Here is a 25,980-nt window from a genome sequence, read left to right as displayed (position 1 = left end):
ATGACCGGGGATCGCTCACACTGTTGCACCCAGCACGCCGCCGGCAGCGGGCCGGCGACGGGCGAGGATGCGCAAGCGGCGATCACTCCCAGTTCAACTCCGATCCTGCGCCGCTGGAGCTCGCTGATCGGCGGAACCTTCCACATGGGATCCGCCGGTATCGGCTTTGTCGAGGACGGCGAAGGCCCCGTACGGCTGGTGACGTTGTCGCGGTTTGCCATTGCCTGCCACGCCGTGAGCAATCTGCAATTCGGCGACTTCGTCCGGGCCACAGGCTACACGACGGATGCCGAACGCTACGGCTGGAGCTTTGTCTTCGACGGGCTGTTGCCGGAAGAGACACGTGCGGCCCGCACGACGCGCGTTCAGGAAACGCCATGGTGGGTCCCGGTGACGCGCGCCTATTGGGCGCAGCCGGAAGGACCTGCGAGCAGCATCCTGGACAGGCTCGATCATCCCGTCGTCCACGTCTCCTGGAACGACGCACAGGCCTATTGCCGATGGTCCGGCACGCGCATGCCGACCGAGGCGGAATGGGAGATGGCTGCGCGCGGCGGGCTGGACCGGGCCACCTACCCTTGGGGCGACGAGCTGAAGCCCGGGGGCGAGCATCGCTGCAATATCTGGCAGGGCAATTTTCCCGACCTCAACACCTTGGATGATGGCTATTTTGGTACGGCGCCGGTTCACAGTTTCGTGCCCAACGGATATGGCCTGCACAATGTCGCCGGAAACGTCTGGGAATGGTGCGAGGACTATTTTTCGCCGAGCTATCACCGCCTCACGCCATCGCGAGATCCCTTGAACCGCGAGCCTGCTCCCAACCGCTCGATGCGCGGAGGATCCTTCCTCTGCCACGAATCCTACTGCAATCGCTACCGCGTCGCGGCGCGAAGCTCCAACACGCCCGACTCCGCGTCCAGCAATATCGGCTTCCGCGTCGTGCGCGCCGAACCGCCGCGGGATCCGGCCTAGGATGGCGCCGGCATCACATCCTGCGAAGCCGGGCGCGGCTCCCGGCACCCGCCTGCTGCCGTTGTTCCTGCGCAACTTCGTGCGTAATCGCGAGACCGGCCTTGTGCTGGTCGCGATCGCCGTCGGACTGCTCAGTGGCGTGCTGGTGGCTGCGATCTCGAGCCTCAGCCAGGTTTCTCACGCCCTGCTGTTCGACATTCCTTTCGATGCACATCTCAGCGCCACCGGCGTGATCTCCTGGCAGCGCACGCTGCTCGTGCCGATGATCGGCGGCCTGGTGCTCGCGCTAATCGGACTATATTTCGCCCGGCGCGTGAAGGGACAGCAGCTCGCCGACGCAATCGAGGCCAATGCGCTCTATGGCGGCCGCGTGTCCTTTCGCGGCAGCCTGCTGATCTCGATCCAGACGCTGCTGTCCAACGGGTTCGGCGGATCAGTCGGTCTGGAGGCCGGCTATACCCAGATTTGCTCGATGTTCGGCTCCCACGTCGGCCAGCGCCTGGCTGCCCGTCGCAACGACATGCGGCTGCTGGTGGCCTGCGGCGCCGCGGGGGCGATCAGCGCCGCGTTTTCCGCACCACTCGCGGGCGCCTTCTACGCCTTCGAGGTCGTGCTCGGCGCCTATACGTCCGCCGGTCTTGTGCCGGTCATCGCCAGCGCCGTCACCGCATGGCTCGTCGCGAGGCAAATGACGCACCAGTCCTTTCTGATGGTGCCCGGCTTCCCCTCGCCGGTCTCCGTCGAGATGATCGGGCAAACTGTGCTGATCGGCATCATCTGCGCCTTCGTCAGCATCCTCGTGATGCTCGCCGTCGCATTCTCCGAGCGCTGCTTTCAGCGCATCACGGTGTTCAAGGGCTTCCTGCGCCCAATTCTCGGCGGCCTCCTCCTCGGCGGCCTCGCCTTGCTGACGCCCACTGTGCTCGGCGCCGGTCACGGCGCGATGCAGATCCTGCTGGTCAGCAATCCGACCTGGCTTCTGCTCACGACCACGATCGTGTTCAAGATCCTGGCCTCCGCCATTTCGCTCGGCTCCGGCTTCCGCGGCGGCCTGTTCTTCGCCTCGCTGTTGCTGGGCGCGCTGATCGGGCAGCTCTACAGCATCGTGCTGACGGGCCCTCTTCCCACGCTGGCGCTTCAACCCGGCACGGCCGCCATCGCGGCGCTCGCAGCACTCGGGACGGGCGTCCTTGGCGCGCCGTTCAGCATGGTGTGTCTTGCGCTCGAGATCACCGGCGATTTCTCCGTCACCGTTGGAGCGGTGGTCGCGTCGTCGGTCTGTGCCCTGATCGTGCGCGAGCTGTTCGGCTATAGCTTCGCCACATGGCGCTTCCATCTGCGCGGCGAGGTGATCCGCGGCCCGCAAGACATCGGCTGGGTCCGGCAGATGAGCGCGGCTTCGCTGATGCGCACCGACTTCGAGAACGCACTGACGACGATGCCGATCGGCGAGGCGCAAAAGCTGTTCTCGCCGGCACAGGTTCGCCAGATCGTGCTCCGCGATCCCAGCGGCATCTATGCGGGCATCGTGCCCGCCGCGGCGCTGCATTCCGTCGCCAACCAGGACGACGAGCAGCTGGGGTCACTGGCCCAGCAACAGGATGAGTGCCTGCTCCCGACCACGCCGGTGCGCGAGATCCTGAAGGCCTTTGAAAGCAGCGAGGCCGATGTGCTCGCGGTCGTCGATCGCACCGATCATCGCGCGACGATCGGCACCTTAAGCGAAGCCCACGTCCTGCGCACCTACGGGGAGGAGCTCGAGCGCCGGAACCAGGAACTGTTCTCGCGTTGAGAGGGCTAGGGCCGCAGATCCATGTCGATCCGCACGAAGTCGCCGCGATAGGTGACTTCGCCGAGATAGATTACGGTCCGGTCCGCGGTCGTGAAGATGCGGCGGACTTCTGCTACCGGCGAATTCAGCGGCACGCGCAGCAGCCGCGCGGCTTCGATGTCCGCGGCACCTATCGCCAGGGTCTGGCGCGCGCTGGCGATGGCGGGATCCCTGAGATCGTTCAGGATCGGAATCACGGTCTCGTTGCGAAAACGCTTCGGTGACCTGCGGAAGATCTTCTCGTCCAGATAGATGGAAATGACGCAATACGGCTGCTTCTCCCGCGAATGCAGCCGGCGCATGAAGACGTACTTTTCGGCCGGCTTGCCATCCCCGGGAAGCAGCGGAGCATTGGTGCGGCTCTCCGAGATATTGATGATCTCGGGCGAAGTGTCGCGATACATGTCGGCGAGATCGGAGAGCGTGGTCTCGACCTTGAGCCAGCGATCCTGCCGCACGGCCCCCGTGACGAAGGTGCCGCGGCCCTGCTGCGCCTCGATGACGCCGTCGCGGGCGAGCAGCTCCACCGCCTGCCTGATCGTGACGCGCGACACGCCAAACTCGGCCGCCAGCTCCTCATTGGCCGGCAGGCGAAAGCCCTGGGTCCAGACGCCGCGCGCGATGCGCTGCCGGAAGATGTCGGCGATCTGCGCGTATTTGGGGACGTGACTGTCGGAACTCAATCCCATCTCATCCTCCCGAATTCAGGCCGCACCGTCACGCCGTGACCAGCGCGGCGCCCCGTTCGCCGATCATCAGGCTGGTCGCATTGGTGTTGGCCGAGGTAATCTGCGGCATCACCGAGGCATCGATCACACGCAGCCGCTCGACGCCGCGCACACGCAGTTGCGGATCGAGCACGGCCTGCGCGTCACTGCCCATGCGACAGGTCCCGACACAGTGAAACACCGTGCCTCCCGTGTTGCGCGCAAAGTCCCACAGCCCGGCATCATCCCTGGCCACCTCGCCCGGCACCATCTCGACATCCCAGAGCGGGCGAAACGCCTTCTGCTGATAGATCTCGCGCAGAATCTTCAGACCCGCAACAATGGTCTTGCGGTCGATCTCTTCGGCAAAATAATTCGGCGCGATACGCGGCTGCTCGAACGGATCGGTCGAACTGATCGCGAGCTGCCCGCGCGACTTTCCGTGGCATTGCCAGACCGAAGCGGTGAAACCGGAATAGCTGTGCAGGGGTTCGCCAGGCTTGTCGACCGAGAGCGGCATCACATTGAACTGCACGTCGGGCCGGCCGCCGACGGCGTATTCCGTGCAGGCCGCGCCGCCCACCTGCCCCGCCCCGACCGTCAACGGGCCGCTGCCTGCCAGCATCCATTGCAGCCCCATCTTCGTCAGCTCGACGGGATTGCGGATCTGATCGTTGAGCGAAATCCGCTCCTTCAACCGAACGATCAGCCGGGCCTGATAATGGTCCTGGAGATTGGCGCCGACCTGCGGAGACTCGGCGACGACGGGAATGCCGAGCTTGCGCAGCAGATCGGCTGGACCAACGCCGGAGAGCTGGAGGATCTGCGGCGACTGCAGCGCGCCGCCGGACAGGATGATCTCACGATCAGCCGTCGCGCTGTGAACCTGCCCCTTGCTGATCCACTCTACGCCGGTCGCGACGCTACCATTGAAAACGACCCTGCTGACCTGTGCATAGGTGATGATGGTCAGGTTGGGACGGCCGGCGACGGGGCGCAGAAACGCAGAGGCAGAACTGGTCCGCCAGTGCCGCCCGATGCCGAGCTGGTAGGTGCCAACGCCCAGCGTCGCGGCACCGTTGAAGTCGGGATTGCGCGGCAAGCCGAACTCTACACCCGCCTCGACCCAGGCCTTCGATGCCGGATTGTCGTTGCGAAGGTCCGAGACTTCGAACTCCCCGAGCCCGCCATGAAACTGGCTCTCGCCGCCGCGATAGCGTTCGTAGCGCCGAAAATACGGCAGGAGCTCGCGATAGCTCCAGCCCTCGGCGCCAAGGCGTTCCCAATCGTCGAAGTCTTCGTGCTGGCCTCGGATGAAGATCAGCCCATTGATCGACGAGGAACCGCCGAGCACGCGGCCCCGCGGCCAGACGATGGCACGACCGCCGCTTCCCTCCGAGGGCTCGGTCTCGAACAGGCGCGAGAATCGCTCGTTGTAGATGGTCCGGTAGTAGCCGACCGGAAGCTTCAGCCAGAAATTCCGATCCGATCCGCCGGCCTCCAGCAACAGCACGCGGCAGGACGGATCGGTCGACAGCCGGTTGGCAACGATGCAGCCGGCCGAGCCCGCGCCAACGATGATGTAGTCGTAGCCGCGTGCTGGCATCAGATCGTCCGGTATTGTTCGATGGCGGCAAGATCGGGCGTGATGCCGAGACCTGCCTCGTCGCCGAGCGTGATCATGCCGTCGTGGACATCGAGCACGGGACCGCAGAAGCGGTCGCGCAGCGGGTTTTCGTTGCTGTCGACTTCGAGCAGCCCGCCGCCGCCGACGCCGGCGAGAAGATGCGCGGATGCCAGAAGGCCGATGCCGGCGCCGAGATAGTGCGGGCAGAACATCTTTCCCGACGCAAGGATATCGCGCGCGATCCCAGCGCACGCCGACAGCCCGCCCCATTTGGCGATGTCCGGCTGGACGACACCGAGCACCGGCTCACGCAGCACCTCGGCAAAGCCGGCATGGCTCGCGATGTTCTCGCCGCCCGCGAGCGGAAAGCGGATGGCCTCGCGCAATTGCGCCCATTCCCGCCGGGGACGATCGGCGCGGATCGGCTCCTCGAGCCAGGCGAGACCGAAGTGCTCCAGTTGCGGCGCGAGCTCCAATGCCTGCGCAATGGTCCAGCCCTGATTGACGTCGGCGGCCAGCAGACCTTCGCCCACAAGACGGCGCAGCGCGGCGAGATTGGCGCGGTCGGTTACCGGATTGAAGCCGATCTTCAGCTTCAACGCGCGGTAACCGCGGCCGAGCGCAGCTTCAGCCGTCCGCTCGGAGCCGACCGGGTTGATGCCGCTGGCGTAGACCTTGATCGTGCGCACCGCCCCGCCGAACAGCTTCCACAGCGCAACCTTCTGACGGCGCGCGTGGAGATCCCAGACGGCGAGATCGATGCCGGCGATCGCCTGCGCAAACGGGCCGGTCTCGCCGGATTGCAGCGCAAGCACCGAGGTTCCCTTCGTCAGATGCTCGAACGCGGCGGACGGCTCGGAGGCGGTGAATCCGACCAGAGCCGGCGCAAGCACCTCGTTGACGAGCCGAACACGATGCTCGGCGCCCGGTGCGGGGAAATTGCACCACGCTTCACCCCAGCCGATATTGCCGTCGCCGTCCTCGACGCGGACGAAGACGGCCGGCCGATCCTTCATCCGTCCGAAGGACGTGATCACCGGCGTGGTCAGCGGGTAGCGATAGCCAAAGGCCTGGACGCTTCGGATGATGAAAGGTGGCGATGTCATGGGGGAAAGCCTGCGACGCCAACAAGTAAAGGCGCCACTTGTATGGTCATCCTATTTATAATATGACCGTTGAAAACATCAACCGCAATCTGGGTGGACGCGTCGAATGAACGGAGCTGGCCTGAGACGCCTCGGTCTCGGATTGATACCGTGGATCGGTGCAATCCTGCTCTGGTACACCGTGCGCTGGAGCGGCTTCGTCAACGTCTCGCTGATCCCCGCGCCGCACCAGGTCGCCGCAAAGTTCTTCGAGCTTCTCACCAGAGAAGGCCTGCTGATCGACGTCTTCGCCTCGACGCGGCGCGTCTTTCTCGGCGTCGCGCTCGGCATCCTGGTGGCCGTGCCGGTTGGATTTCTGCTCGGGTGGTATCGCCCGGCCCGCACCTTCGCCGACCCCATGATCAACTTCTTCCGCGCGCTGCCGCCGATCGCACTGATCCCGCTGGTGATCGTCTATTTCGGCGTCGACGAGCTTGCTAAGCTCGTTATTCTGTTCTACGCCTCGTTCTTCTCCGGCGTAATCGTGATGTATGAGGGCGTGTCGCAGATCACGCCGCTCTACATCCGCGTGGCGCAGACGCTCGGAGCCAACCAGGCCGAGATCTTCCGCAAGGTCATCATTCCCCTCACGGTCCCACACATCCTCACAGCGCTGCGCGTGGCGTTGGGCGTGGCCTGGGCGACGCTGGTCGCATCCGAGCTGATCGCGGCGCAACGCGGGCTTGGCGCGATGATTCAGAATGCCTCAACGTACTTCCTGCTCGACGTGATCTATGTCGGCATCATCTGCATCGGCCTGATCGCGCTGATCATGGATCTGATCCTGCGCAAGGTCACGGCGCGGCTTCTGGTCTGGCAGGATCGAGCTATCGCATGAGCACGCGTGCGCAGTTCGACAAGGTTTCGCTGTCCTTCGAGACGCCGAAGGGCCGCCTCAACGTTGTCGAGGACGTCAGCTACGACATCAACGACGGCGACTTCATCGCGGTGATCGGGCCGTCCGGCTGCGGCAAGACCACGATGATGAGCATGCTCGCCGGCTTCCAGAAGCCGACGACCGGCAAGGTCCTGTTCGACGGCCGTCCCGTCGCCGGTCCCGGCCCCGAGCGCGGCGTCATCTTCCAGGAGTATGGCGTCTTCCCCTGGCTGACGGTGAAGCAGAACATCGCCTTCGGCCTGACGCTCAACGCCAACCACGTCCCGACCGCCGAGCGCGACGCGATCTGCGAGCACTATCTCGGCCTGATGGGCCTGTCCGACTTCGCCAATTCCTGGCCGAAGCATCTGTCCGGCGGCATGCGACAACGCCTCGCGATCGCGCGTGCCTATGCGGTGAAGCCCCAGTTTCTCCTGATGGACGAGCCGTTCGGGGCGCTCGACGCCCAGACTCGCTCCAACATGCAGAACCTGCTGCTCAAAGTGCTGGAGACCGAAGGCAAGACCGTCATGCTGATCACCCATTCCGTCGAGGAGGCGATCTACCTCGCATCCCGCATCGTGGTGGTAACGGCGCGGCCGGCGCGGATCAAGGAGATCATCGACGTTCCCTTCGCTTACCCGCGCGACGAGTCGATCCAGGAGCGGCCAGAATTCGCGGAACTGCGAAGCCATATCAGGCAACTGGTGATGGACGAATATCGCGCCCAGCAGGCGCAGATGCGTCCGGTCTCATTCTCGGAATAACAAGCATAACGGAGGACACATCATGGATCGGCGGCAATTTCTGACCACGACGGCGGGCCTTGCGCTCGGCACCTTCACGGCCTCGGCACCGGCGATCGCGCAAGCGAAAACAAAAGTCCGCGTCGGCTATCTCCACACCGTCGCCGTCGACGGCCAGATCTGGACCGGCATGGACCGCGGCTCCTTCGAAAAGCAGGGCCTCGATCTCGAGCTGCGGCAGTTCAACACCGGCCTGGAGATCTTCCAGGCGCTAATCGGCGGCAGCCTCGACGTGCTGGCGACCGGCGCTGTCCTCTCGAACTTCCCGGCGCGCGGCCAAGGCAAGGTATTTCTCATCAACGACATCGAGGTCGCAACCGCGCAGCTGTGGGTCCGCGGCGATCAGGGCATCAAGTCATTCGCGGACCTCAAGGGCAAGCGCATCGCGACCGCGACGGGCACGACCGCGCACGTCTTCCTTGATACGGCACTCCGGGCCAACAAGGTCGATCCCAAGGAGGTCGAGCTCGTCAACCAGACCATGCCGGCGGCCGTGACCGCCTTCATCTCCGGCGCCGTGCCTGCCGTGGCGCTCTGGGTGCCCTTCAACGTCACCGTCCGCGACAAGGTGCCGGGCGCGACCATGCTCGCCGATGCGTCAGCCTATTATCCCAAGGCGGCCATCATCGGCGGCTGGGCTGCGGCGAACGACTATTATGAACCCAACAAGGAAACCCTGGCCAAACTGATCCGCGGCTGGGCCGATGCCAACGACTACATCGTCGCCAACAGCAACGAGGCGATGGAGAAGCTGCAGAAGGGTCATTACAGCCAGACGCCGCTGTCCGACATCAACGAATCCTTCAAGGCCCAGAAGATGTTCACGTCCAAGGACTGGAAGCGCATGTACTCGGACGGGACCGTCACCAATTGGCTGCAGCAGTCGACAGACTTTTTCATGGCTAATGCGGGCATCAAGGACTTCACGCCGGCGAGCAAATATTTCGATCCGAGCCTCTATTTAAAGACGATAGCCTAATGCCAAGGGAACTTTGTGTTCGCGCCGGACAATGATGTGCGGCGCGCACATTTTTTTGGTCGTGTTCCGCACCCGTCGAACGATACTGTCCCTTGTGCACGCTTAACTGCGCTGCCGCACTCTGTTCTTTAGATGGCCGTGGAAAGCCGATCTCCGTTGGGCTAACCCAATCCAAGCATTCTGGTCAGAGCAACTGGAATGCGAGAGACACACCCAAGACTACGCTGGACTACCCGACAGTGACCTGCACCACTACTCCCACTCACTCATTTAGGACGACATTACGGCGTTGATTTGCAAGCACAAACTTTCAAGGCTGGCAGACAGATCCCGACGGTATGCCCGCTCTAACTTTTGATGCTGAATTCCGGGAAAATTCGTTCTGGTCCGAAGAATGGCGACTTCGGCAAGTATCGGAATCAATCGCCTGAGTGGCCGCAAGTGCCTAGCCGGGACGGCTACGGCTCGTACTCGCACTGCATAGCTTCCAGTACCCTCAACGATCAGGAAAGCGCGGGTTCAGTTTGTACGATGATCGCTCGCACCGTTCACTCGACTCTGTCGCCGACATACATGTCCGCTTTGCGCAGACGCTGCCGTCCCGCCGTTTTGACACGACCAAGACCCAAACCGGAAGTTTGCCGGGCTCCGAGCACCGTTGCTTATTTGACCGCTTCAAGGGGGCGGTATTCCGCACCGGACCATGCGTCGGGTGATAAAAGGCGTCTACACGTTGATCTCGCCGGCGGCCCGCACAATCGCTGCAATGGCTGCCTTGGCTGCCGGCGACGAGGTTCTCCCTCGTAAACGCACGATGCCCGTGCTCGACGGCGGCGACAGCCAGCCCTGCACGACAAGCCGAACGAGCGCCCCGGATTCCAGCTCCTCCCATACCGCCGCGTCCGTCGCAGCCAGAACGGTATCCGTGGTGAGCGCGACGGTCTTGAGCAAGCCGTAATTGTCGCACTCGAGCGCAATGGTGGCCTGCTGGCCCTCAGGCAGACCCAGCAGGGCGGCCAGTTCAACCGCTGCGCGGCTCAGCAGCGTAGGTGCCGCAAGACCGTACGCCCAGACTTCCTGCGGCGTATGCTCACGCCCAGCCAGCGGATGGCCTGCCCGCACATACAGGTTGCCCGGTTGCCCGCCGATCAGCTGGATGTCCAGCGCGGCCTCCCTGGGCATGTCGCTCACATCGGCGGCAAAGAACTCGATGTTCTCGGTACGCAGGCTCTCCAGCAATTGCACCGAGTTGCCGACCTCCATGCGCAGCGCCACCTGCGGGTGCTGGCGGCGCAGCGCCACGAGCGCGCGTGGCATCAGGGTGGCCGTCAACAGCGGCCCGACACCGAAGGCCACGTCGCCGAGCTGGCTGTCGCGGTAAAGATCCACGTCGCGCTGCAGGCAACGTGCCTCGAACAGCAGCTTGCGCGCCCGCTCGATGACGAATTCGCCCGCCGGGGTGGGGCGGACATCACCAACGTCGCGGTCGAACAGGCGAATACCCAGGTCGCTCTCGATCGCCTGGATACTGCGGCTGAAGGCCGGCTGGCTTCGGTGGACGGCTTCGGCGGCGCGGGCGAAGTGCAGGGTGTCGGCAAGGGCGACGACGTGGCTCAGACGGTGCAAATCCATGTGTTGCGCTCCATGCATCAAGACGATGAGAACTATGCATTGGACGCATGTTGATTGCACTCCTAAAAATCGTCTCACGATAAAAACACGTGAGCGAGAGGAGACACCCACATGAGCTCGCAACTGCAATACCTGCTAATCGGCGCCTGCATTCTGGGCTTTGCCGCCATGGAGTTTATCACTCGGCGGTATCAGACCACCGTACGAGACCACGCGACAGCCAACGACACCTGGCTGGAAGTGCTGATGTTCGTCAGCCTGATCGCCATCACCCAGCCGATCGCACTCCTGGGCAGCAACGCGCTGTGCAACTGGCTCATCCCCGCTCAGCACAACGCCTGGGCCAATTTGCCGTGGTGGGCCATGGCCGGCCTGCTGCTGATCGGCGATGACCTCACGCAGTATCTCTGGCACCGCGCCTCGCACTCGCCGCTGTTATGGCCGCTGCACCGCGCGCATCACAGCGCGGCCTACATGAGCGTGCGCATTACCTACCGCAACAACTTCTTCTACTACCTGATGATGCCGGGCCTGTGGATCGGCGGCGTGGCGGTGTATCTCGGTTTCGGTCCGGTCTATGCGGCGTACCTGGTGATCAAGCTGGCGGTCATCCTGGGCGCGCACTGCGCCTGGGCGTGGGACGCGCCGTTGTACCGCATCCGCGCGCTGCATCCGCTGATGTGGGTGCTGGAGCGCACCATCTCCACGCCGGCCACGCACCAGGCGCACCACGCTCTCACCAACGAAGATGGCATCGGCCACTACAAGGGCAACTTCGGCAACCTGCTGTTCTTCTGGGACGTGCTGTTCGGCACCGCGCATATCACGCGCAAATATCCGGCCAAGGTCGGCCTGCAGGACGACATCCTGTTTGGCCCGGAGCGCTGGACGACGCAGATGTTCTACCCGCTGGTCCATTCCAAGCGCGAGCATTCGGCGCTGCGCCCCGGCGGCTATGGCTTCACCGAAGCCGACCTAAAGACCGAAGCTAAACGGGAGGCAGCCTGAACGACCGAGCCAGGTTCGACTTGCCCCCGTGGGTAGCGCATTCGAGGCACTGCAGCAGGCGTTCGCGGTGCCTCGGAAGGAGCCGAAATGCGACACATCTGGCCCGCGAGCGGCCTCTTGACTACGCCGAGGTGACCCGAATGGAAACTATCATGCTTGCGGCTGGGTGGAGCGCCGCGTTGGTATTGGTTGGGAGAAGGCGATGATTGTCTGTTCTTGCAACGTGTTCAGCGACCATCAGGTGCGGTCAGTGGTCGCAAAAGAGGAGCGACGGCCTCGTATGAGCGAGGTGTATGCCTGCCTCGGATGCAGCGCCCAGTGCGGCCGCTGCACTCACGCCATCAAGCGGATCATGGATGAAAGACCCCGCTCCGTTCATGCGGACGCAAGCGTGCACTAACCTGGAGTTGATACATCATGAACGTGCCTGTCAATTTCCGCTCGATCGCCATTGCCACTGAATTTCAGTCCTGCTTTGACAAGCAGCGTGCGGCCTATCTGGCGGCGCCGGAGCCGTCCTACGCTCAGCGCAAGGCCGATTTGAAAGCGCTCGCTCAGCTCCTGAAGGACAACAAGGACGAGTTGGTCGCGGCGATCAACGCCGACTACGGCAACCGGTCTGAATTCGAGACCCTGTTCGCCGAATACTTCGTCGTCCTCGAAACGATCGCCGATGCCGCCAAAAATTTGAAGAAGTGGATGAAGCCGCAGCGCAGACACGTCGATTTCATGACCTATCCGCTCGCGCGCAATCGTGTCATCCCGCAGCCGCTCGGCGTCGTCGGGGTCATCGTTCCCTGGAATTTTCCGCTCAATCTCAGCTTCTGTCCGCTCGCAGCGATTCTGGCGGCCGGCAATCGGGCGATGGTCAAGATGTCGGAAAACTCAAAGGCGCTCGCCCAGGTTCTGATGCGCGTTTCGCCGAAGTATTTTCCGATCGAGAAGCTTGCCTTTTTCGAGGATGGCGGCGGACGAGGACCGGGATTCTCATCATTGCCCTTCGACCATCTACTGTTCACGGGATCCGGTGCTACCGGTCGCTCGGTCATGGCCAACGCGGCCCGCAACCTCACCCCTGTCACGCTTGAACTGGGCGGCAAGGCACCTGCGATTGTTGGGCCTGACTTCCCGGTCAAAACAGCGGCGGAGCGCATTCTCTGGGTGAAGATGTTCAATGCCGGTCAGATCTGTACGAATGTCGACTACATGTTTCTGCCCAAGGGAAGTGAGGACGAGTTCGTCCGCCATTGCCGTCGACTGTTTGCCGACCGCTTCCCTGATATCAACGGCCAGGACTACACGTCGATCATCGATGAACGGTCTTTCGCGCGGCTGCAGGCGACGCTGGAGGATGCCCGCACAAAGGGCGCAGTCCTGATAAATCTTGCGGAACAGCAGGAGCCAGACGCGAAGCGTCGCAAATTTGCGCCGCATCTCGTGTTAAATCCGACCGAAGACATGATTGTCATGCAGCGCGAGATCTTTGGTCCGATCTTGCCGATCAAGACCTATGCAGATCGGCAGGAGGTCGCCGATTATATCAATAGTCACGACCGCCCGTTGGCAATCTATCCATTCACTCACAATGCCGAGCTGCGCGACTTCTACATCTCGCGGGTCATGTCGGGTGGCGTATCGGTCAATGAAGCTCTGCTGCACGTCGGCCAGCACGACCTGCCATTCGGTGGGGTCGGGGCGAGCGGCATGGGCCATTACCACGCGCGCGAGGGGTTCAACACCTTTTCAAAATTGCGCCCGGTCTTCTACCAAGGCCCTCTCTCGCCGATCCAAATGCTATTTCAGCCGCCCTACTCCGGCCGCCCAATAAGCATCTTGCGGACGATGATCAAGTGGAAGACGTGATGTGCGCACTTGTTCCTCCTAACCAATTGGCTGCGGCCCGGCTTCATTCTCATTCGCGCGGAGACCATCATGAAGGGTAAAGTCGTTGTTATCACCGGCGCGCTGGGCGCGCTTGGCAAGGTGGTCGCCGAGGAAGCACATTCGCGGGGCGCGCGCGTCGCGGGCATCGATCATGCGGCGCCGCAGTTCGCGGCAACCGCCGGGCGGATCGAACTCGGCGGCGTTGACTTGACCGACGCCGCCCAGGCGAAAAAGGCGGTCGATGCCGCGGCGGCGCATTTCGGCGCAATCGATGCGCTGATCAATATTGCCGGCGGGTTTACCTTCGAGACCATTGCCGACGGCGATCCCAAAGCCTGGCAGCGCATGTACGCTCTCAATGTCGAGACGGCGCTGAACGCTACCCGCGCCGCGATCCCGCATCTTCTCAATTCGCACGCAGCCCGCATCGTCAATATCGGCGCGATGAGCGCACTGCAGGCGGGCTCCGGCATGGGTCCTTATGCGGCGTCGAAGGCCGGCGTGCACAAGCTGACAGAGTCACTCGCTGCCGAATTGAAAGGCAAGATCACAGTGAACGCAGTGCTGCCCTCGATCATCGATACCGCGGCAAACCGCGCCAGCATGCCGAAGGCCGATCCCGCCAAATGGGTCGCGCCGGAGGAACTCGCCGATGTTATCCTTTTCCTGGCAAGCGACGCCGCCAGTGCCGTCACCGGCGCGCTACTGCCGGTCAACGGACGGGTTTGACGCGTGACAAAAAGTCATTGAAACGTAACGGGGAGCCACGCGAATCCTGGACGCCGCGGTTTGCGGTCATTAGTTCATTCAAGAGGCGAGCGACCGATCCTCGGCAGGTCCAGGTCGCGCCGCTTTGCACGCTGTAGTACGCCGCAATACTCCACCGACAACACTGGACTGGAAGGGGCCACTAAGGTCGGGTTAAGTCGACGCGAACGACGCCGGTCAAACACCAGGACAGGACGGAGTGAGAAGAGCCATACGAAAACCCGCGCCAATCCGCGCAGCGGCCGCCGGCCGCCCTACTCCCACTCAATCATTTCGAACGACGTTGCGTCGTTGATTTGTAAGCACAAATTTCTAAATCTGACCGACAATTGCCGACGGTATACCCGCCGCGAATTTTTGGTCTTGAATTCACAAAAAAATTTGAGCCGTTCTCGCTCTCGGCGATTTCGCCACCTATCGGAGTCAATCGACTGATCAGCGCTGCCGGCGTGGTCAAGATTGCCGTTACGGCCTTGGTTGGGCGTATGTTCAAATACCGTCAGAGATCAGGAGCGCGCTGGTCCGGTGTTTCGATGGCCCTCACGTGCCGTTGCGGCCATAGCGCGACTGGAACGCAACCAGTTGGTGTGGGCTAACCGAGGTGCTTCCGAATCGATCCTCAGCATGAGCAAATCAGGGTTTCGTGGCCGTCCCTCGTTATGGCCCTCCACGAAATCATTTTCGCTAGGCCGCGAAGTCGGCCTGAAACAAACGACGCCCACCCTACTTAATTACAGCGCATGTCCCAAAACGGGAACGATCCTCTATGACCAGCCCAACATGGACTCGCAAGGCACGCAAGCTCGTTATCGTAAATTTTCTGATCGGCGCGGCCGCGCTGTTCGGATTGGCCGCGCACGAGCCAGTCTCAAGTGCTGCCCTCGGTAGTGAATGGCAATGCAGCAGAGCAGCATTTGTCCTAACGACGTGTCATCACGTGGCTGACGAAGTTATGACGCAAAAAACGGCCGCCCTAGACTAGCGAGCAAGCCATCTGCCCGAACGCGCGTTGTCAAAATTCGGCACCGCGACTGAATAGGACGAGCGCGGGACCGAACACCTGCGCCCTTCGTCGATCTAACGCCTCAGCCGTCGGCGGTGCGTCATCAGCCGCTGCCGGTCGCGCTTCCTGTGTGCTCGGCGCGTCAGTCCTATTGATGGAAGGCGGCCCCTCACCGGGAGGCCTTCCGATCGCCCGGCACAAGGCGCTTGGAACAAAGCCCCGAAGCCTTGATTGCCGGTCCATGAAATGGCTCGTCGGCATATTTGCGGCCGCCATGGTCTGCGTTGTGGTCTATGCTGGCTCGGCCTTCGTTTCCCTGTTGGGTCTCGTTTCGGCCGTCCGAAGCGGAGACGCCGGCCAGGTGATGGCCAAGACCGATTTGCCGCGGGTCCGCCACTCCCTCGTCGACCAGGTTATGTCGGCCTACCTTGATCGGCTCGGTCAAAAGAGGCTGGTGCGCCCATTTGAGCGAATGGCGATCAACGCGTTCGGTGCAGCTATCGCCGATGATCTCGCGATCAAGTTCATGACCCCGGAAAACCTGTCGGTCCTTCTGAAAAGCGGCACCGTTCGCAACGCAACAGAGAACATCACTTTTGGAACGATGTCGTCATTAGCCGAGCTCGATATTTCGAACATCTTCGTTTTCGCCGGGCGGATCACGCTGGTGAAGCCCGTCGAGTTCGCGTTGCGGCTTGGTGCGGGTCAGGACGCGGGCACCGTCAGCATGCACTTTGAAGGAACGACATGGAAGCTCTCGGGCATCGGGCTACCACCGAAGGTCCTGGCAAGCATGGTGGACCGGCTGCCGACGCGTTGACATGGCGCCGCTCTCAGAGGTCCGCTCTACGCCCTACTACCCGCCGACCGGACCCGAAAGCGTCTGCAGCGCCCCCTCGATAGCCGCAATATCCTGCTCCACCTGCGCAATCGACGACCGGCAATCGAAGCCTGTCCTGGCCTTCCGGTCCACGGCCAACCGCTGACGGTACATCCTCAGATCCTCGAGCGACTGGCGGTCCTTCAGCCTCGCGTAGCCGTCCACAATCAATTCGATCGCACTCCACACGACGCTACCCACACTGAAATCGGCAGTGCAGTGAGGCAAGCTTAACGCCGGATGGCCGGCCTGAGCAAATCCTGCAGTTGTCAGCGACCTTGCGGCCGCTCCGGGCTCAATACCCTATCGCGCGCGGCGGGCTGAAGGAGCATGAAATCTGATGCCGACGGCGAGGATCTGCTGGCGCGCGCTAGTGCTCCGGTGGCCCACGCTTTTGCCGCGACTTCGCCTCCAACTTGTCGAGCTGCTCCTCCACGTACTGCACCACCATGCGCCGCGCGTCCTGATCGGATATTTTCTGAAAAGCTTTGATCAGACGCAGCATTTGCAGATCTTCCACGCTGTTCGACATGGCAAAAACCTCATCGGAAAAACGGCAAGCTGAAACGAGGAAAATTATGCAGCGGTTCTCCTGGAATAGGAACATGGAATTCAGGCCAGAGTTAAAGGTCGCTGGCTCGCCGCCCGAGCTGGCGGAGCGGCCCCGGCCTACCCAAAAAGCCCCCCTGAAGCCGGGGCCGTCTTTCCGCACTGGGGCCGCGCAAGCTCAAGACAGACCGATGACCGTCTTCGTGTACGTGAATACCGCCAAACCGGTGAGTGACGTCTAGCATCTCAGGATCTTCGCGACCAAAGATGCTGCCAGGAACTGGCTTGATGAGAACGAACCCGAGGGAGGACGAGGTCATGCGCCTCCCCGCTTGATCGGCGTGTCAAACGCGGGCCAACACGAACTGCGCCTCAAGGCCGCAAAGAATCAGCTCCAGCGCAACGTGTTTTCAAGGCTGCTCGCGCGCTACACGGCTATCGCGGTCGAACTGGAAGAGGCGCGAAAGCAAAGATGTCTCCTCCAAACACTTTCCGAGATCGCACCAAGCAAGCGGCGCACGATGACTCCTCTACCGGCGGATGATGTGTTTCTCACGGTCGCACTCATGGCCATGAACTCCTTGGTCGAGATCGGCCTTTTCATCCTGATCGGAATGTTTTGTTTTGAACGCAACAGCGATTGGCCGTGATCTAGCCCTCGGCGAGCCTGATCCTTGAGGCGGTCAAGATTGTTTTGTCGCCGTGAAAACCGGGGTCGGTCCAGATTCGCACATTGGGGGAGTTCGCCAATACCGAAGCTAAACCTCGAAAACTACGCCGCGGGGCTCGAAATACGATGTCCCTGCGGCGCCCTGTTGCTGGCCCCTGAAATCCTCCAGCGGCTTCAGTATATCAGCGACCGCGCAGCGCGTTTGTGAACTGGTTCACAATTGACGGCCGTAACACTACGGCGTCCCCTCTGCGCACCAAGCCCAAAGTCAAATGCGCCGCCCTGCCCAAGACGCGGTGAGATCACACACTAACAACCTCGTACCGCGCTATCTCTGCGCCAGCGCCGTCGACAACCACTACAACGGTGCCACTAACGAAATCATACTCCGGATCGCTGCCGATATCGCGTGCGACACGGGCGCCATACTGTCCCGCAAGATCGGCCGAACCAAACATCTCCCCGCATCGTCCGCCTATAATTGCCCATTGTGAATGATCGGAAAATAGTTGCGCTGCACAGCATGGCCCTCGTCTATTTAGGCCATCATGCGCCGTCTCGGGACGGGCCGAACCTGTCAAAAATGACAGGGACAGCGACGCCACACTCACCGCCGCCAGCGTTGGCTGATTCAAGGCCGAAAGGGCTCGCCTAAAGTCCATGCCCAAATTGGATTGCCCGCTCCCTTCCCGTGCCTTAGAGTTGCAACGGGCTTGGGGATTTAAATGGGGCTATTTAAACGGAAAGAGAGTTGGGAACGCACATTCCGACTCAGAAGTCACCATGGCATCTCAAAGGGCTTCCTTGCCGTTCTTTTTTGGCTTTGGGGCGTCGTCGGGTTGCTCTTCAATGCCGGCACGCTATTCGGGCTCATCGGCAGTATAGGAGTTGGGACGTCGGCCTCTATCTGACGCAACCTGCCTCGTCTGGATTGGCGGCATGGTGTTGTTGGCATCGGCGCCCTACTCGCTCATACTGACTTTGACGGTGAGCGGCCGATGGCGGAAGACTACGGCGATGTTCGGGTGACACGGTAGATGACCACTTTGAGTGATTTCCAAATCGATCTAGCAAGCAGCACAGCTTGCGCCGAGTGTTCCGCTCATGTGCCACTGGAGTGTAACGCGTGCCCGGACTGCTCCACGCCCGCACCACATCGTCTAAATCTCTATCAGTCTTTTGCTGAGCTGGAGCGAATGAGCATTAAGGACGCCCGCTTTAGCGGACCCGTGTTGGGGCGCTGCAAGAACCTTGGGCGCTTAGGAAACTTTATCTTTGCGCTCGTGATTTCTCTGCGCTCACGCCGCACGCGAGCCTGCTCGCGCAACATCTTAGTGGCGTCTACGCGCTCCCGGCATGAAGCTGCCATTCAAGCAGCGCGTAGGCGTCTGCCGGGACGATGCGTTACGGGTATGAGGGCTCCGAACTCTCGCGTCTCCTACGTCCTCACGGGCGAACGCTAATGACTCCCGCGCGTCGCGCGGTCGAGTTGAGGGTACCGACGGCCTCTTTGAAGGACGAAATCTCGCCGATGTCCGTCCGCAGTCGTCCGTCTCGCACCCGCTGGATGATCTCACTGAGCTGGGCCCGATCAACCTCGACGACGAAGTCGATTGTCAGCTCCTCGGCGGGGCGAATATCCGTTGGCCCGACAACGGTTATCAGCGTGCCCCCTAGCCCGGACCAGCGCTGCGGACCGCTTCTGGATATCGCCGCCGATCACGTCGAACACCAGATCGATGCCACCGACGTCTTCCAAACGTCGTTCTCGATGTCGATGAATTCATTTTCTCCGAAGTCGAGCGCCTTCTGACGATCGGCGGCTCGTCCAGTGCCAATGACATAGGCTCCTGCCTCCCGTGCAAGCTGCGTCACGATCGAGCCGACCGCGCCAGCCGCGCCATGCGCAAGTACGCTCTGCCCCGCTTGGAGTCGGCCGCGCTGGAACAGACCCTGCCATGGGTCAGGCCCGAGATCGGCAGGCTCGCGCGCACCGTGAAATCGACATGGCCTGGCAACGGCGCGAGGTTTCGTGCTTCCATGGCGACGTACTCGGCGAGCGTGCCGTCACGATGCCAATCCGACAGGCCAAACACCCTCTGCCCGATTGACAGCTCTGTAGTGCCGTAGCCAAGAGCGGTAACGACACCAGCCAGTTCGTGGCCGAGAATCGATGGCGTCCGGTCATGGAAGGCTCAATCGGCCCAGGTCGAGGGCCACTCCAGTTCGGTGTTTTACGAAGCCCGCCGCATGTAACTCAACGACGAGGTCGTTTATCGCGGCCTGCGGGCTCGGGGCGCTCCATCAGCTTCATCCCGGCCGGACCCGCGTTCTGGTCTGTTACAACGATTGCTTTCATGGAATTGTCTCCTCGGAGATTTGTTGGTTCGGGCTAAAACTGCAGGCGTTGAAGGTCTTTTCGATCTTTCACGCACTCGTTATCGGCTCGACGTCTTCCGCGGCGACCTCGATGTCGAATTGCTGTGCGGCAATGGCGGGCGCTTCAACGTGAGAAGCTCCATCACATCATGCAGATCATCCGCCGACGAGATGGCAACTGTCAGCCACTTTCCGTCTGTATATGTCTTCGCATCATCGTAGAGTTTGACCAATTGCGGGCGCCAGACGTAGCGCCGCTCCTCAAACTTCTCCCGCTCCGCGCCACCCATGACCACCAAAGTCGAAAACCGCTCGTATTCCGGCACCAGGGTGACGAAGGCCCTGGTCTTCTTGTAGCGCAAGGACCAACCGCGGTTCTTGCCACCGTAGAGCCAGTCGGGCGCGAAAACGCCAGGGTAGAATTCGCCGATCCAGTTCCGCAGTTCGGCCCAATGCCCGGACACCTCTGGCCCGATCCATTCGCGCACGGCACCATCATCGGGCGGCGCTGATTTGTCGGTGATCTTGTCGCCGATCTGGGGAAGCGTTGCGCCATCGGCGGCTATTACTCTCGTATCTGCACGTAACATTATCAAATACCTCGTGTTCATAGAGCGGCTGGAGCCGGTAGATTATGATGCGGGGTCACCACGATCGTCCTGTGTGCCCATGAGGATTTCCTGGCGCGACGACGCTCCCCCATGACCGTCAGATCGATCGCCGCCGGTGTCGATAGCGCGACCGCATAATCTGCCACGGCGTGAGGCAAGGGGTCGGTCTCCAAATCACGCCGGCGGATGCTTGCCCCGGGCGCAACCTTGAGAAGCATTTCGACGATCGCTGCCGAAAGCTGGCGGCTATGCGACTCCTGACGCGGGCTGCAATCGATATGGAGGATGTTCATGCGATCGATCCCAATTGTTTCGTGAGGTTGCGACGGGACCGAGCTCAGATCGAGCCGGCCGGCGCGACGGCCGGAAAGTCCTTGTCGTGATCGAAGACGTTGTTGAAGAAATTCGTCAGCGAGTACATGGCCACCAATGCGACGATCTCGATGATGTTCGCGTCGGTGTAGCCGGCATCGCGGACGGATTTCAGATCAGCGTCGCCGACGTGCCCGCGCGTCTCGATGACTTTGCGTGCAAACTGGACAGCGGCGTCCCGCTTCGGGTCCATGGCATGACCCTTTCGAGCGAGGATGATGTCATCTGCCGGCAGCTTGGCCATATGCTCGGCCGTGAAGCTGTGAACCGTCAGACAGTAGTTGCAACCGTTCACTTCGGACACCGCAAGGCCGATACTGTCTCGTGTCTTCACGTCGAGCGCTTTGCTGAGGGATCCGAGCAGGGTGGCCCACGAATTGAACGCGATCGGACTCTGCGCGAAGGCCGCCATCATATTCGGGGTGAACCCGATGTTCTTGGTGAACGCATCGAGGGTCGGTTTCGATTCGGCCGGCACGTGTTCCGGCTTCAGAGCAGCAGTTCGTACCATCGTAATCTCCATAAACTACTGAATTGATTTGGAATTATGCGAAGTCCAGCACATCGGCCACCGGCATGCGCGGCTTCTGCGGCCAGTTGCCAGCGCGCTCCGGCCCGACCGTCAGCAGCATCACCGGGATCTCGTCGTCGGCCAGGCCGAACTCGCGATGGACGGCTTCGGCGTCGAAACCGATCATCGGTGTCGAGCCCCACGCCAGCGACCGGGCCGTATAGATCATCGCCGCAGCCCCAAAGGTCGCAGTGCGCACCGCCTCGTCGCGCTGGCGTTGCGGCTGGTCGTCGTAAAGCCCCCGTGCCGGGAGTTCCCAGTCCGGCACCAGGTGCGCTGGCATGATGCCGGCTTCCACCACCGGTGCCAGTCGCTCGGGCACGGTGCTGGCATCGGCGAGTTGGCCGATGATGATGAAGGTAACGGCGGCGTCCGTGATCGCGGGCTGGTTCCAGGCGATTGGACGCAACCGGGCCTTGGCCTCAGGTGTACGGATGGCGATAAAGCGCCAGTTCTGCAGGTGGAAGGATGTCGGCGCCGAAGTGCCGATCCGCACCAGGTGCCGAATCTGGTCGTCGCTCAGGACGGCGGTGGGGTCGTAATACTTGGCGGCACTGCGGCTCAGAATAGTTTCGATGACGGCGTTCGTCGGACCCGGACGCGCGGTTAGATGGGAGGATTGGGCGGCGAGAGCTTCTCCGCTCTTTTCGGCCTGTGTGCAGGTGCCCGCGATGACACCGACTGCAGGATCGGCGGTGACTGTGGGTAGGCAATTCATTGGGTGGCTCCTTCATCAAGTGATTACGGAGCCAAGTTACGGCTAGCGGCGCAAACTTCGAGACCGGATCAGCTCAATATGATGCTCGAAAGGATCAATTCGACATTCATAGGTCTTGGGCCTCGCCCGCTTGCTCGCCGTTGTAAGCCAGTCGGCGCCATTCCCCTGGCGTCATCCCCATCCTTTCGGCAAACACCCGCCGGAATGCAGACACGGATTGGTACCCGACCGTCTCAGCCACAGCCTCGGTGCTGATCGCCGGCTTTCTCAATTCGTTGGCTGCCAGGCTCATGCGCAGATCGGTCAACAGGTCGAGGGCGGAGCGACCCAACCTGTCCTGGAAGTGCCTCATGAACGTAGCGCGCGACATCCCACACAAATCCGCCAGATCAGGGAGTTTCCAGGACCGCGTCGGCTCGGCGAACATCGCCGCAATTGCTGGAGCAAGTCGCGGATGACCAGCCAGAGCCAACAAGCCTGCGGGCGCGCTATCGCTTGCGCTTGCCGCGCGCAATACCAAGGTGAACAGGGCGGACGACAGTGCGTTGAGAATGGCTCGTCCTCCCGCTTTGTCACCGGAGGACTCCATTCGCATCAGCCTTACCAGGCTGGCCAGCTGGTTGGAGGCAGAGCCTATTTCATCTTCTCCATGCCCGTTCATGGCCCGTGTCACAAGATTGGCGGGCATATAGCTGCGGATCAGCCGGTCATGTGGTGGCGCAATAAAAAATCGACCACACAACAGATCGAGTTGCTCGCCGTCGCCATCGTTCTCGCTCAGCGTCCATCCCGCAGATCCCCGGTATTGCCGGGTATGGATAGGCGTTTGCCCGCTACCATCGTGCAGCACATGCGCCGCACCGTGAGGCAGCAAGACGACGTCTCCACCCACCAGCTCTCGTGCCGTTCGCGTCTCTGGATCCTCGATAATGGCGCGGCCCTTGACGATCACGTGGTACGGGATTTCGTTTGCCGCGGCTTGGCTCCAGACAACACGCCACGGAGCACCGTAGGCACAGCGGACCTCAAGCTGGCCGGTTATGGTGACGATTTGCAGGAGATGGCTTAGCCAGTCGACTTGGGACATAAGAACTCGGGAGATTGAACGTCTCGAGCACTTTATCACGGTCGAACGTCGTTTGACCGAAGTCATCGAATTGTTTCGTAGCACCCTGAACAGGCGTCCAATCACCCGTCAGAAGAACGTATACATTTTCCTGAGGGCATCGCAGCCTGCTGATTGAGCGTTGTCCCAGTTTACGTGCCACGCCCACAACTGCGTCTTCGCGTGCCACGCCCACAACTGCGTCTTCGCCGGTCCGTCCGACCCAAACCTTTCGAACGATCTGTCCTAATTGCACGCCAACGTACGCTGCAGTTCTTCGGCAACTCAATCGCTCTTTACATTCCGGAAAAGCCGCTTCCACCGCGGGCAGACCGTCGGTCAGCACCGCGTTGAGGATATCGGCTATCTGCCGATTGCCGTCATCGGTGCTGGCGAGCTTGCGCCGAATCCGCTCGATCGCGGCCGGCAGCACCCAGTCCTTGAAGGGAGCACCGTTGCGCAAGGCGCCTGGTTTGCGGGCGAGCACCGGCACATAATGCATGGGTCGTAGACGATATCGCATTAAAGGATCGTGAGTGCTCGGCAACGATGCGTCCATCCTGGCGGATCACGATGCGATCGGCATAGGCTTGAACCTCGTCGCCATCGATGTCGATCGCTTTATCGAGCGGTCGCTGAAAGTGGACCAACAGCCCGGTGATGTGTGCGACGCGTGGGCTCTTTTCCACCAGTCGCTGGACCGCAAGCGCAAGCGCCGAAATGAAATTACCATTCACCATCGATTCGATAGACGATCATTATTGCCGCTCGCCGCGCGGCGTGATGCCGTCGCGACCTGCGCAACTTGCCTTGTTTATGAATGGAAGTGAGGACTGTCGCAGCACAATTCCCCGCAGTTATGAAAACTATTCGTACCGGATATTGGAAACTTTCGTCCCGCGCTGCGACCAATGACAACCGCTGTCGCAAATTTCATCGAATAACGTCCAGGGCGACCGTTTCAGCCAACACGAGCAGGAGGCCCCTGATGTCAGACTCCTATCCGCTCTCTACTGAACCCGAAGGCATTGTCGCGCCGCTGCTTGAGCAATTTCATTCCGGTAAGGTCAGCGCGACAATGGCCTTGTACCACCCAGAGGCCGTATTCATCGCGAATGACCGGCGAACCATCACTGATCACACCGAAATTGCCGCCCGACTCGAGCGCGATCTCAGGCTCGGTCTACCGCCGAAGACGAAGGCGCGACATGTGTCGTTGCCGGCGATATCGCCCGGATCGTGCTGGACTGGTCAATTGATGGCACAGGTCACGACGGCAAGAGGTGCACCTTGGGGCCCGGCGAGCGATATCGTGCGCGCGGCGCAGATGGACGATGGCGTTACTGGATCGACAATAATCAAGGGACACTAGTTTGAAAGTCCGCCTGACATATGCGCGGCACGGCAGCTCTCAGCCATGGAGCCGCTCTTCGGCCTGGCGTCGACGATGAAAGCCCCTTGGTGAAACTACCTAGTCGGAGATTTTGGGCCTGTGCGCCCGAATTCTCTCGGAGACGCCGGATGAGCGGCCCGATGCAGAACGTGGCACCAGTGATCAACCAGGCTCATCGGGGCGGAACGCTCCGGCTGGCATTCTTGTCTGCAGTAGTCTCCCTAGTGGTCTCGTTTGCCGCGGCCGCCGCTCCGATTCCCCTTTACAACGTGTACCGGGCGGAGGACGGGTTCACTAACGCCGGCATCTCGATGGCCGTCGTTGCCTACGCCATCGGCACCATCGCCGCACTGTTGGTGCTGGGACGATTGTCCAATCATCTGGGCCGCCGGCTCACTGCGATCACGAGCCTCAGCATGCTACTGCTGGCCTGTCTGCTGTTGCTGAATGTGCACGACATCCACACCCTGCTGGCCGGTCGGCTCCTCGTGGGCGTCGGTACCGGGTTGGCCAGCTGCAGCCTGACCTCCTACATCGTCGACGCCGCACCCAGCAGACCAGAATGGTTGGCGTCCGTCGCCTCTAGCCAGGGACCGATGCTCGGCCTGACTGTCGGCGCCATCGCCTCTGGCGCCCTGGTCCAGTTCGGTCCCTGGCCACGCGATCTCATCTACCTGGTTTGCGTCGGCTTCCTACTATTGTCTGCAGCACTCATTGCCATCAGCCCGGAAACAGCAACTCCGACGCCAGGCGCTTGGCGATCCCTGTTACCCCGTGTCAGCGTACCCGCCCGGGTCAGGCATCTGCTTCCTGTCGCGGCGGCGGTGTTCCTGGCCACATGGGCAAGCGCGGGCTTCTACCAAGCATTCGTGCCCGCGTTAGTCGAAGATCAACTCCACACCAGCAGCCCGCTCATACTCGGAGCGGTGTTCGCGGCCTATATGACCCTCAGCGTTCTCGGCGCTCCCATCGGCAGCCGCTTCACATCCGCGGTAGCCCAACGCGTCGGTATGATCACCTTCCTGGCCGGAATGATCGGCCTCAGCACGGCGATCGCCGCCAGCACACTGGTTTTGTTCATTATCGCAACCATCGTCGCCGGAGCCGGCCAAGGAATCGCCATTAGCGCCGCCACCCACGGCCTGCTGCATGGCAGCACCCCAGCCGAACGGGCACCGATCTTCAGCGCGATCTACCTCATCTGTTACGGCGGCGCCGCCTTCCCCAGCCTCATCTCCGGCCAACCTTCCAACGCGTTCTCGCTACCGCAGATCGCGCTCGGATACAGCGGACTTGCCCTCGTCGCAACCCTGTTCACTGTCCTCGGCGCACGCAATATGCATACCGACACGACGGGGAACAGCACCTGCGACAGCTTGAACGCTGCCGGTTCACCAACACGGCGAGCAGTGTCATGAGAATGGTCGCTGGCTTTGCCGTCCGGGTCGATCAAGAAGGTTGCGTCGGGGGATGGGCCGCAATCGACCAGC

Annotated in this window: 25 protein-coding genes and 2 pseudogenes; 14 read left to right on the top strand and 13 right to left on the bottom strand. The window is 61.7% G+C overall.

Annotated elements, in window-relative coordinates; genetic code table 11:
* Both GA0061098_RS05900 and GA0061098_RS05895 read left to right on the top strand, forming a co-directional pair.
* Window positions 1-975, top strand: a complete 975-nt coding sequence (locus GA0061098_RS05900) for a formylglycine-generating enzyme family protein (RefSeq protein WP_091954653.1) — start codon at window positions 1-3, stop codon at window positions 973-975.
* Between the two features lies 1 nt (window position 976).
* On the top strand, window positions 977-2,767 hold the full coding sequence (locus GA0061098_RS05895) for a chloride channel protein (RefSeq protein WP_091954650.1): 1,791 nt from the start codon (window positions 977-979) through the stop codon (window positions 2,765-2,767).
* Window positions 2,768-2,772: 5 nt separating this feature from the next.
* Here GA0061098_RS05895 and GA0061098_RS05890 read toward each other — a convergent pair whose 3' ends face one another.
* The 3 genes from GA0061098_RS05890 to GA0061098_RS05880 are packed head-to-tail and all read right to left on the bottom strand — an operon-like array spanning window position 2,773 to window position 6,246.
* A complete protein-coding gene (locus tag GA0061098_RS05890) occupies window positions 2,773-3,495 on the bottom strand; it encodes a GntR family transcriptional regulator (RefSeq protein ID WP_091954647.1) in 723 nt (240 codons plus the stop codon).
* Between the two features lie 28 nt (window positions 3,496-3,523).
* Complete coding sequence (locus GA0061098_RS05885; RefSeq protein WP_091954644.1) at window positions 3,524-5,119, bottom strand: GMC family oxidoreductase; 1,596 nt, start codon at window positions 5,117-5,119, stop codon at window positions 3,524-3,526.
* Entirely contained in the window at window positions 5,119-6,246 is a 1,128-nt protein-coding gene (locus tag GA0061098_RS05880) for a mandelate racemase/muconate lactonizing enzyme family protein (protein ID WP_091954641.1), read from the bottom strand. The genes GA0061098_RS05885 and GA0061098_RS05880 overlap by 1 nt, the downstream gene beginning before the upstream one ends.
* Window positions 6,247-6,352: 106 nt before the next feature.
* On the opposite strand from GA0061098_RS05880, the gene GA0061098_RS05875 reads away from it, so the two are divergent.
* From GA0061098_RS05875 to GA0061098_RS05865, 3 genes are read left to right on the top strand one after another with little or no spacing between them, the layout of a single operon-like run.
* Window positions 6,353-7,123: an ABC transporter permease gene (locus tag GA0061098_RS05875; protein WP_091954638.1), complete on the top strand. Its 771-nt coding sequence runs from the start codon at window positions 6,353-6,355 to the stop codon at window positions 7,121-7,123.
* Window positions 7,120-7,929 carry an ABC transporter ATP-binding protein gene (locus tag GA0061098_RS05870; protein WP_091954635.1) on the top strand — a complete coding sequence of 270 codons (810 nt, stop codon included), beginning with the start codon at window positions 7,120-7,122 and terminating at the stop codon, window positions 7,927-7,929. Before GA0061098_RS05875 ends, GA0061098_RS05870 begins: the two co-directional genes overlap by 4 nt.
* A gap of 22 nt (window positions 7,930-7,951) precedes the next feature.
* Window positions 7,952-8,947 (top strand): ABC transporter substrate-binding protein, encoded by a 996-nt coding sequence (locus GA0061098_RS05865; protein ID WP_091954632.1) that lies wholly within the window; start codon window positions 7,952-7,954, stop codon window positions 8,945-8,947.
* Window positions 8,948-9,673: 726 nt separating this feature from the next.
* On the opposite strand, the gene GA0061098_RS05860 is transcribed toward GA0061098_RS05865, so the two are convergent.
* Window positions 9,674-10,579 (bottom strand): LysR family transcriptional regulator, encoded by a 906-nt coding sequence (locus GA0061098_RS05860; RefSeq protein ID WP_091954629.1) that lies wholly within the window; start codon window positions 10,577-10,579, stop codon window positions 9,674-9,676.
* Window positions 10,580-10,690: 111 nt separating this feature from the next.
* Here GA0061098_RS05860 and GA0061098_RS05855 point away from each other — a divergent pair, with 111 nt between their 5' ends.
* The 5 genes from GA0061098_RS05855 to GA0061098_RS05835 all read left to right on the top strand — a co-directional run bounded on the left by GA0061098_RS05855 (window position 10,691) and on the right by GA0061098_RS05835 (window position 16,062).
* Window positions 10,691-11,587 carry a sterol desaturase family protein gene (locus GA0061098_RS05855; protein ID WP_091954626.1) on the top strand — a complete coding sequence of 299 codons (897 nt, stop codon included), beginning with the start codon at window positions 10,691-10,693 and terminating at the stop codon, window positions 11,585-11,587.
* Window positions 11,588-11,789: 202 nt separating this feature from the next.
* On the top strand, window positions 11,790-11,987 hold the full coding sequence (locus tag GA0061098_RS05850; protein WP_091955290.1) for a (2Fe-2S)-binding protein: 198 nt from the start codon (window positions 11,790-11,792) through the stop codon (window positions 11,985-11,987).
* Between the two features lie 17 nt (window positions 11,988-12,004).
* The gene (locus GA0061098_RS05845) at window positions 12,005-13,450 is read left to right on the top strand and encodes a coniferyl aldehyde dehydrogenase (protein ID WP_091954623.1); all 1,446 of its coding nucleotides are present in this window, start codon (window positions 12,005-12,007) and stop codon (window positions 13,448-13,450) included.
* A gap of 69 nt (window positions 13,451-13,519) precedes the next feature.
* Window positions 13,520-14,200, top strand: coding sequence for a 3-oxoacyl-ACP reductase FabG (fabG, locus tag GA0061098_RS05840; RefSeq protein WP_091955286.1), 681 nt, complete (start codon window positions 13,520-13,522; stop codon window positions 14,198-14,200).
* Between the two features lie 1,283 nt (window positions 14,201-15,483).
* A complete protein-coding gene (locus GA0061098_RS05835; RefSeq protein WP_091954620.1) occupies window positions 15,484-16,062 on the top strand; it encodes a DUF2939 domain-containing protein in 579 nt (192 codons plus the stop codon).
* A gap of 36 nt (window positions 16,063-16,098) precedes the next feature.
* Here the strand turns inward: GA0061098_RS05835 and GA0061098_RS05830 are convergent, their stop codons facing one another.
* Both GA0061098_RS05830 and GA0061098_RS44770 read right to left on the bottom strand, forming a co-directional pair.
* The gene (locus tag GA0061098_RS05830; RefSeq protein ID WP_091954617.1) at window positions 16,099-16,311 is read right to left on the bottom strand and encodes a hypothetical protein; all 213 of its coding nucleotides are present in this window, start codon (window positions 16,309-16,311) and stop codon (window positions 16,099-16,101) included.
* A gap of 181 nt (window positions 16,312-16,492) precedes the next feature.
* Window positions 16,493-16,654: a hypothetical protein gene (locus tag GA0061098_RS44770; RefSeq protein ID WP_165637177.1), complete on the bottom strand. Its 162-nt coding sequence runs from the start codon at window positions 16,652-16,654 to the stop codon at window positions 16,493-16,495.
* 349 nt (window positions 16,655-17,003) lie between these two features.
* Between GA0061098_RS44770 and GA0061098_RS05815 the strand changes: the two genes are divergently transcribed.
* Entirely contained in the window at window positions 17,004-17,321 is a 318-nt protein-coding gene (locus GA0061098_RS05815) for a hypothetical protein (protein ID WP_091954608.1), read from the top strand.
* A 1,466-nt stretch (window positions 17,322-18,787) separates the two neighbouring features.
* On the opposite strand, the pseudogene GA0061098_RS05800 reads toward GA0061098_RS05815, so the two are convergent.
* The 7 genes and pseudogenes from GA0061098_RS05800 to GA0061098_RS05770 form a co-directional block, all read right to left on the bottom strand.
* A pseudogene (locus tag GA0061098_RS05800) lies at window positions 18,788-19,700 on the bottom strand (NADP-dependent oxidoreductase).
* A gap of 79 nt (window positions 19,701-19,779) precedes the next feature.
* Window positions 19,780-20,310, bottom strand: coding sequence for a DUF3788 domain-containing protein (locus GA0061098_RS05795; protein WP_091955282.1), 531 nt, complete (start codon window positions 20,308-20,310; stop codon window positions 19,780-19,782).
* Window positions 20,311-20,327: 17 nt separating this feature from the next.
* On the bottom strand, window positions 20,328-20,624 hold the full coding sequence (locus GA0061098_RS45975; RefSeq protein WP_245323170.1) for an NAD(P)H-dependent oxidoreductase: 297 nt from the start codon (window positions 20,622-20,624) through the stop codon (window positions 20,328-20,330).
* A gap of 44 nt (window positions 20,625-20,668) precedes the next feature.
* A complete protein-coding gene (locus GA0061098_RS05785) occupies window positions 20,669-21,214 on the bottom strand; it encodes a carboxymuconolactone decarboxylase family protein (RefSeq protein ID WP_091955279.1) in 546 nt (181 codons plus the stop codon).
* A 34-nt stretch (window positions 21,215-21,248) separates the two neighbouring features.
* Window positions 21,249-21,992 carry a nitroreductase family protein gene (locus tag GA0061098_RS05780; RefSeq protein WP_245323169.1) on the bottom strand — a complete coding sequence of 248 codons (744 nt, stop codon included), beginning with the start codon at window positions 21,990-21,992 and terminating at the stop codon, window positions 21,249-21,251.
* Window positions 21,993-22,098: 106 nt separating this feature from the next.
* Window positions 22,099-23,079, bottom strand: coding sequence for an AraC family transcriptional regulator (locus GA0061098_RS05775; protein WP_091954602.1), 981 nt, complete (start codon window positions 23,077-23,079; stop codon window positions 22,099-22,101).
* Window positions 23,080-23,398: 319 nt separating this feature from the next.
* Window positions 23,399-23,696: pseudogene (locus tag GA0061098_RS05770) on the bottom strand (IS21 family transposase); the annotation flags it as partial.
* Here GA0061098_RS05770 and GA0061098_RS44765 point away from each other — a divergent pair.
* The 3 genes from GA0061098_RS44765 (at window position 23,634) to GA0061098_RS05760 (ending at window position 25,908) form a co-directional block, all read left to right on the top strand.
* Window positions 23,634-23,927, top strand: coding sequence for a hypothetical protein (locus GA0061098_RS44765; RefSeq protein ID WP_165637152.1), 294 nt, complete (start codon window positions 23,634-23,636; stop codon window positions 23,925-23,927). The pseudogene GA0061098_RS05770 and the gene GA0061098_RS44765 sit on opposite strands and share 63 nt — an antisense overlap.
* A 158-nt stretch (window positions 23,928-24,085) precedes the next feature.
* Window positions 24,086-24,469: a Cif family virulence factor gene (locus GA0061098_RS05765; protein ID WP_129590816.1), complete on the top strand. Its 384-nt coding sequence runs from the start codon at window positions 24,086-24,088 to the stop codon at window positions 24,467-24,469.
* Window positions 24,470-24,618: 149 nt separating this feature from the next.
* Window positions 24,619-25,908, top strand: coding sequence for an MFS transporter (locus tag GA0061098_RS05760; RefSeq protein ID WP_208610626.1), 1,290 nt, complete (start codon window positions 24,619-24,621; stop codon window positions 25,906-25,908).
* The last annotated feature ends 72 nt before the right edge of the window (window positions 25,909-25,980 follow it).

This window comes from Bradyrhizobium shewense, assembly GCF_900094605.1.
Taxonomy (GTDB): Bacteria; Pseudomonadota; Alphaproteobacteria; order Rhizobiales; family Xanthobacteraceae; genus Bradyrhizobium; species Bradyrhizobium shewense.
This window is presented reverse-complemented; position numbering and strand designations above follow the sequence as displayed.

Coding starts and splice junctions, on each gene's coding strand:
- GA0061098_RS05900 (WP_091954653.1), top strand. CDS start 1: ATGACCGGGGATCGCTCACACTGTTGCACCCAGCACGCCGCCGGCAGC.
- GA0061098_RS05895 (WP_091954650.1), top strand. CDS start 977: ATGGCGCCGGCATCACATCCTGCGAAGCCGGGCGCGGCTCCCGGCACC.
- GA0061098_RS05890 (WP_091954647.1), bottom strand. CDS start 3,495: ATGGGATTGAGTTCCGACAGTCACGTCCCCAAATACGCGCAGATCGCC.
- GA0061098_RS05885 (WP_091954644.1), bottom strand. CDS start 5,119: ATGCCAGCACGCGGCTACGACTACATCATCGTTGGCGCGGGCTCGGCC.
- GA0061098_RS05880 (WP_091954641.1), bottom strand. CDS start 6,246: ATGACATCGCCACCTTTCATCATCCGAAGCGTCCAGGCCTTTGGCTAT.
- GA0061098_RS05875 (WP_091954638.1), top strand. CDS start 6,353: ATGAACGGAGCTGGCCTGAGACGCCTCGGTCTCGGATTGATACCGTGG.
- GA0061098_RS05870 (WP_091954635.1), top strand. CDS start 7,120: ATGAGCACGCGTGCGCAGTTCGACAAGGTTTCGCTGTCCTTCGAGACG.
- GA0061098_RS05865 (WP_091954632.1), top strand. CDS start 7,952: ATGGATCGGCGGCAATTTCTGACCACGACGGCGGGCCTTGCGCTCGGC.
- GA0061098_RS05860 (WP_091954629.1), bottom strand. CDS start 10,579: ATGGATTTGCACCGTCTGAGCCACGTCGTCGCCCTTGCCGACACCCTG.
- GA0061098_RS05855 (WP_091954626.1), top strand. CDS start 10,691: ATGAGCTCGCAACTGCAATACCTGCTAATCGGCGCCTGCATTCTGGGC.
- GA0061098_RS05850 (WP_091955290.1), top strand. CDS start 11,790: ATGATTGTCTGTTCTTGCAACGTGTTCAGCGACCATCAGGTGCGGTCA.
- GA0061098_RS05845 (WP_091954623.1), top strand. CDS start 12,005: ATGAACGTGCCTGTCAATTTCCGCTCGATCGCCATTGCCACTGAATTT.
- fabG (WP_091955286.1), top strand. CDS start 13,520: ATGAAGGGTAAAGTCGTTGTTATCACCGGCGCGCTGGGCGCGCTTGGC.
- GA0061098_RS05835 (WP_091954620.1), top strand. CDS start 15,484: ATGAAATGGCTCGTCGGCATATTTGCGGCCGCCATGGTCTGCGTTGTG.
- GA0061098_RS44770 (WP_165637177.1), bottom strand. CDS start 16,654: ATGTCGAACAGCGTGGAAGATCTGCAAATGCTGCGTCTGATCAAAGCT.
- GA0061098_RS05795 (WP_091955282.1), bottom strand. CDS start 20,310: ATGTTACGTGCAGATACGAGAGTAATAGCCGCCGATGGCGCAACGCTT.
- GA0061098_RS45975 (WP_245323170.1), bottom strand. CDS start 20,624: ATGAACATCCTCCATATCGATTGCAGCCCGCGTCAGGAGTCGCATAGC.
- GA0061098_RS05785 (WP_091955279.1), bottom strand. CDS start 21,214: ATGGTACGAACTGCTGCTCTGAAGCCGGAACACGTGCCGGCCGAATCG.
- GA0061098_RS05780 (WP_245323169.1), bottom strand. CDS start 21,992: ATGAATTGCCTACCCACAGTCACCGCCGATCCTGCAGTCGGTGTCATC.
- GA0061098_RS05775 (WP_091954602.1), bottom strand. CDS start 23,079: ATGTCCCAAGTCGACTGGCTAAGCCATCTCCTGCAAATCGTCACCATA.
- GA0061098_RS05765 (WP_129590816.1), top strand. CDS start 24,086: ATGTCAGACTCCTATCCGCTCTCTACTGAACCCGAAGGCATTGTCGCG.
- GA0061098_RS05760 (WP_208610626.1), top strand. CDS start 24,619: ATGAGCGGCCCGATGCAGAACGTGGCACCAGTGATCAACCAGGCTCAT.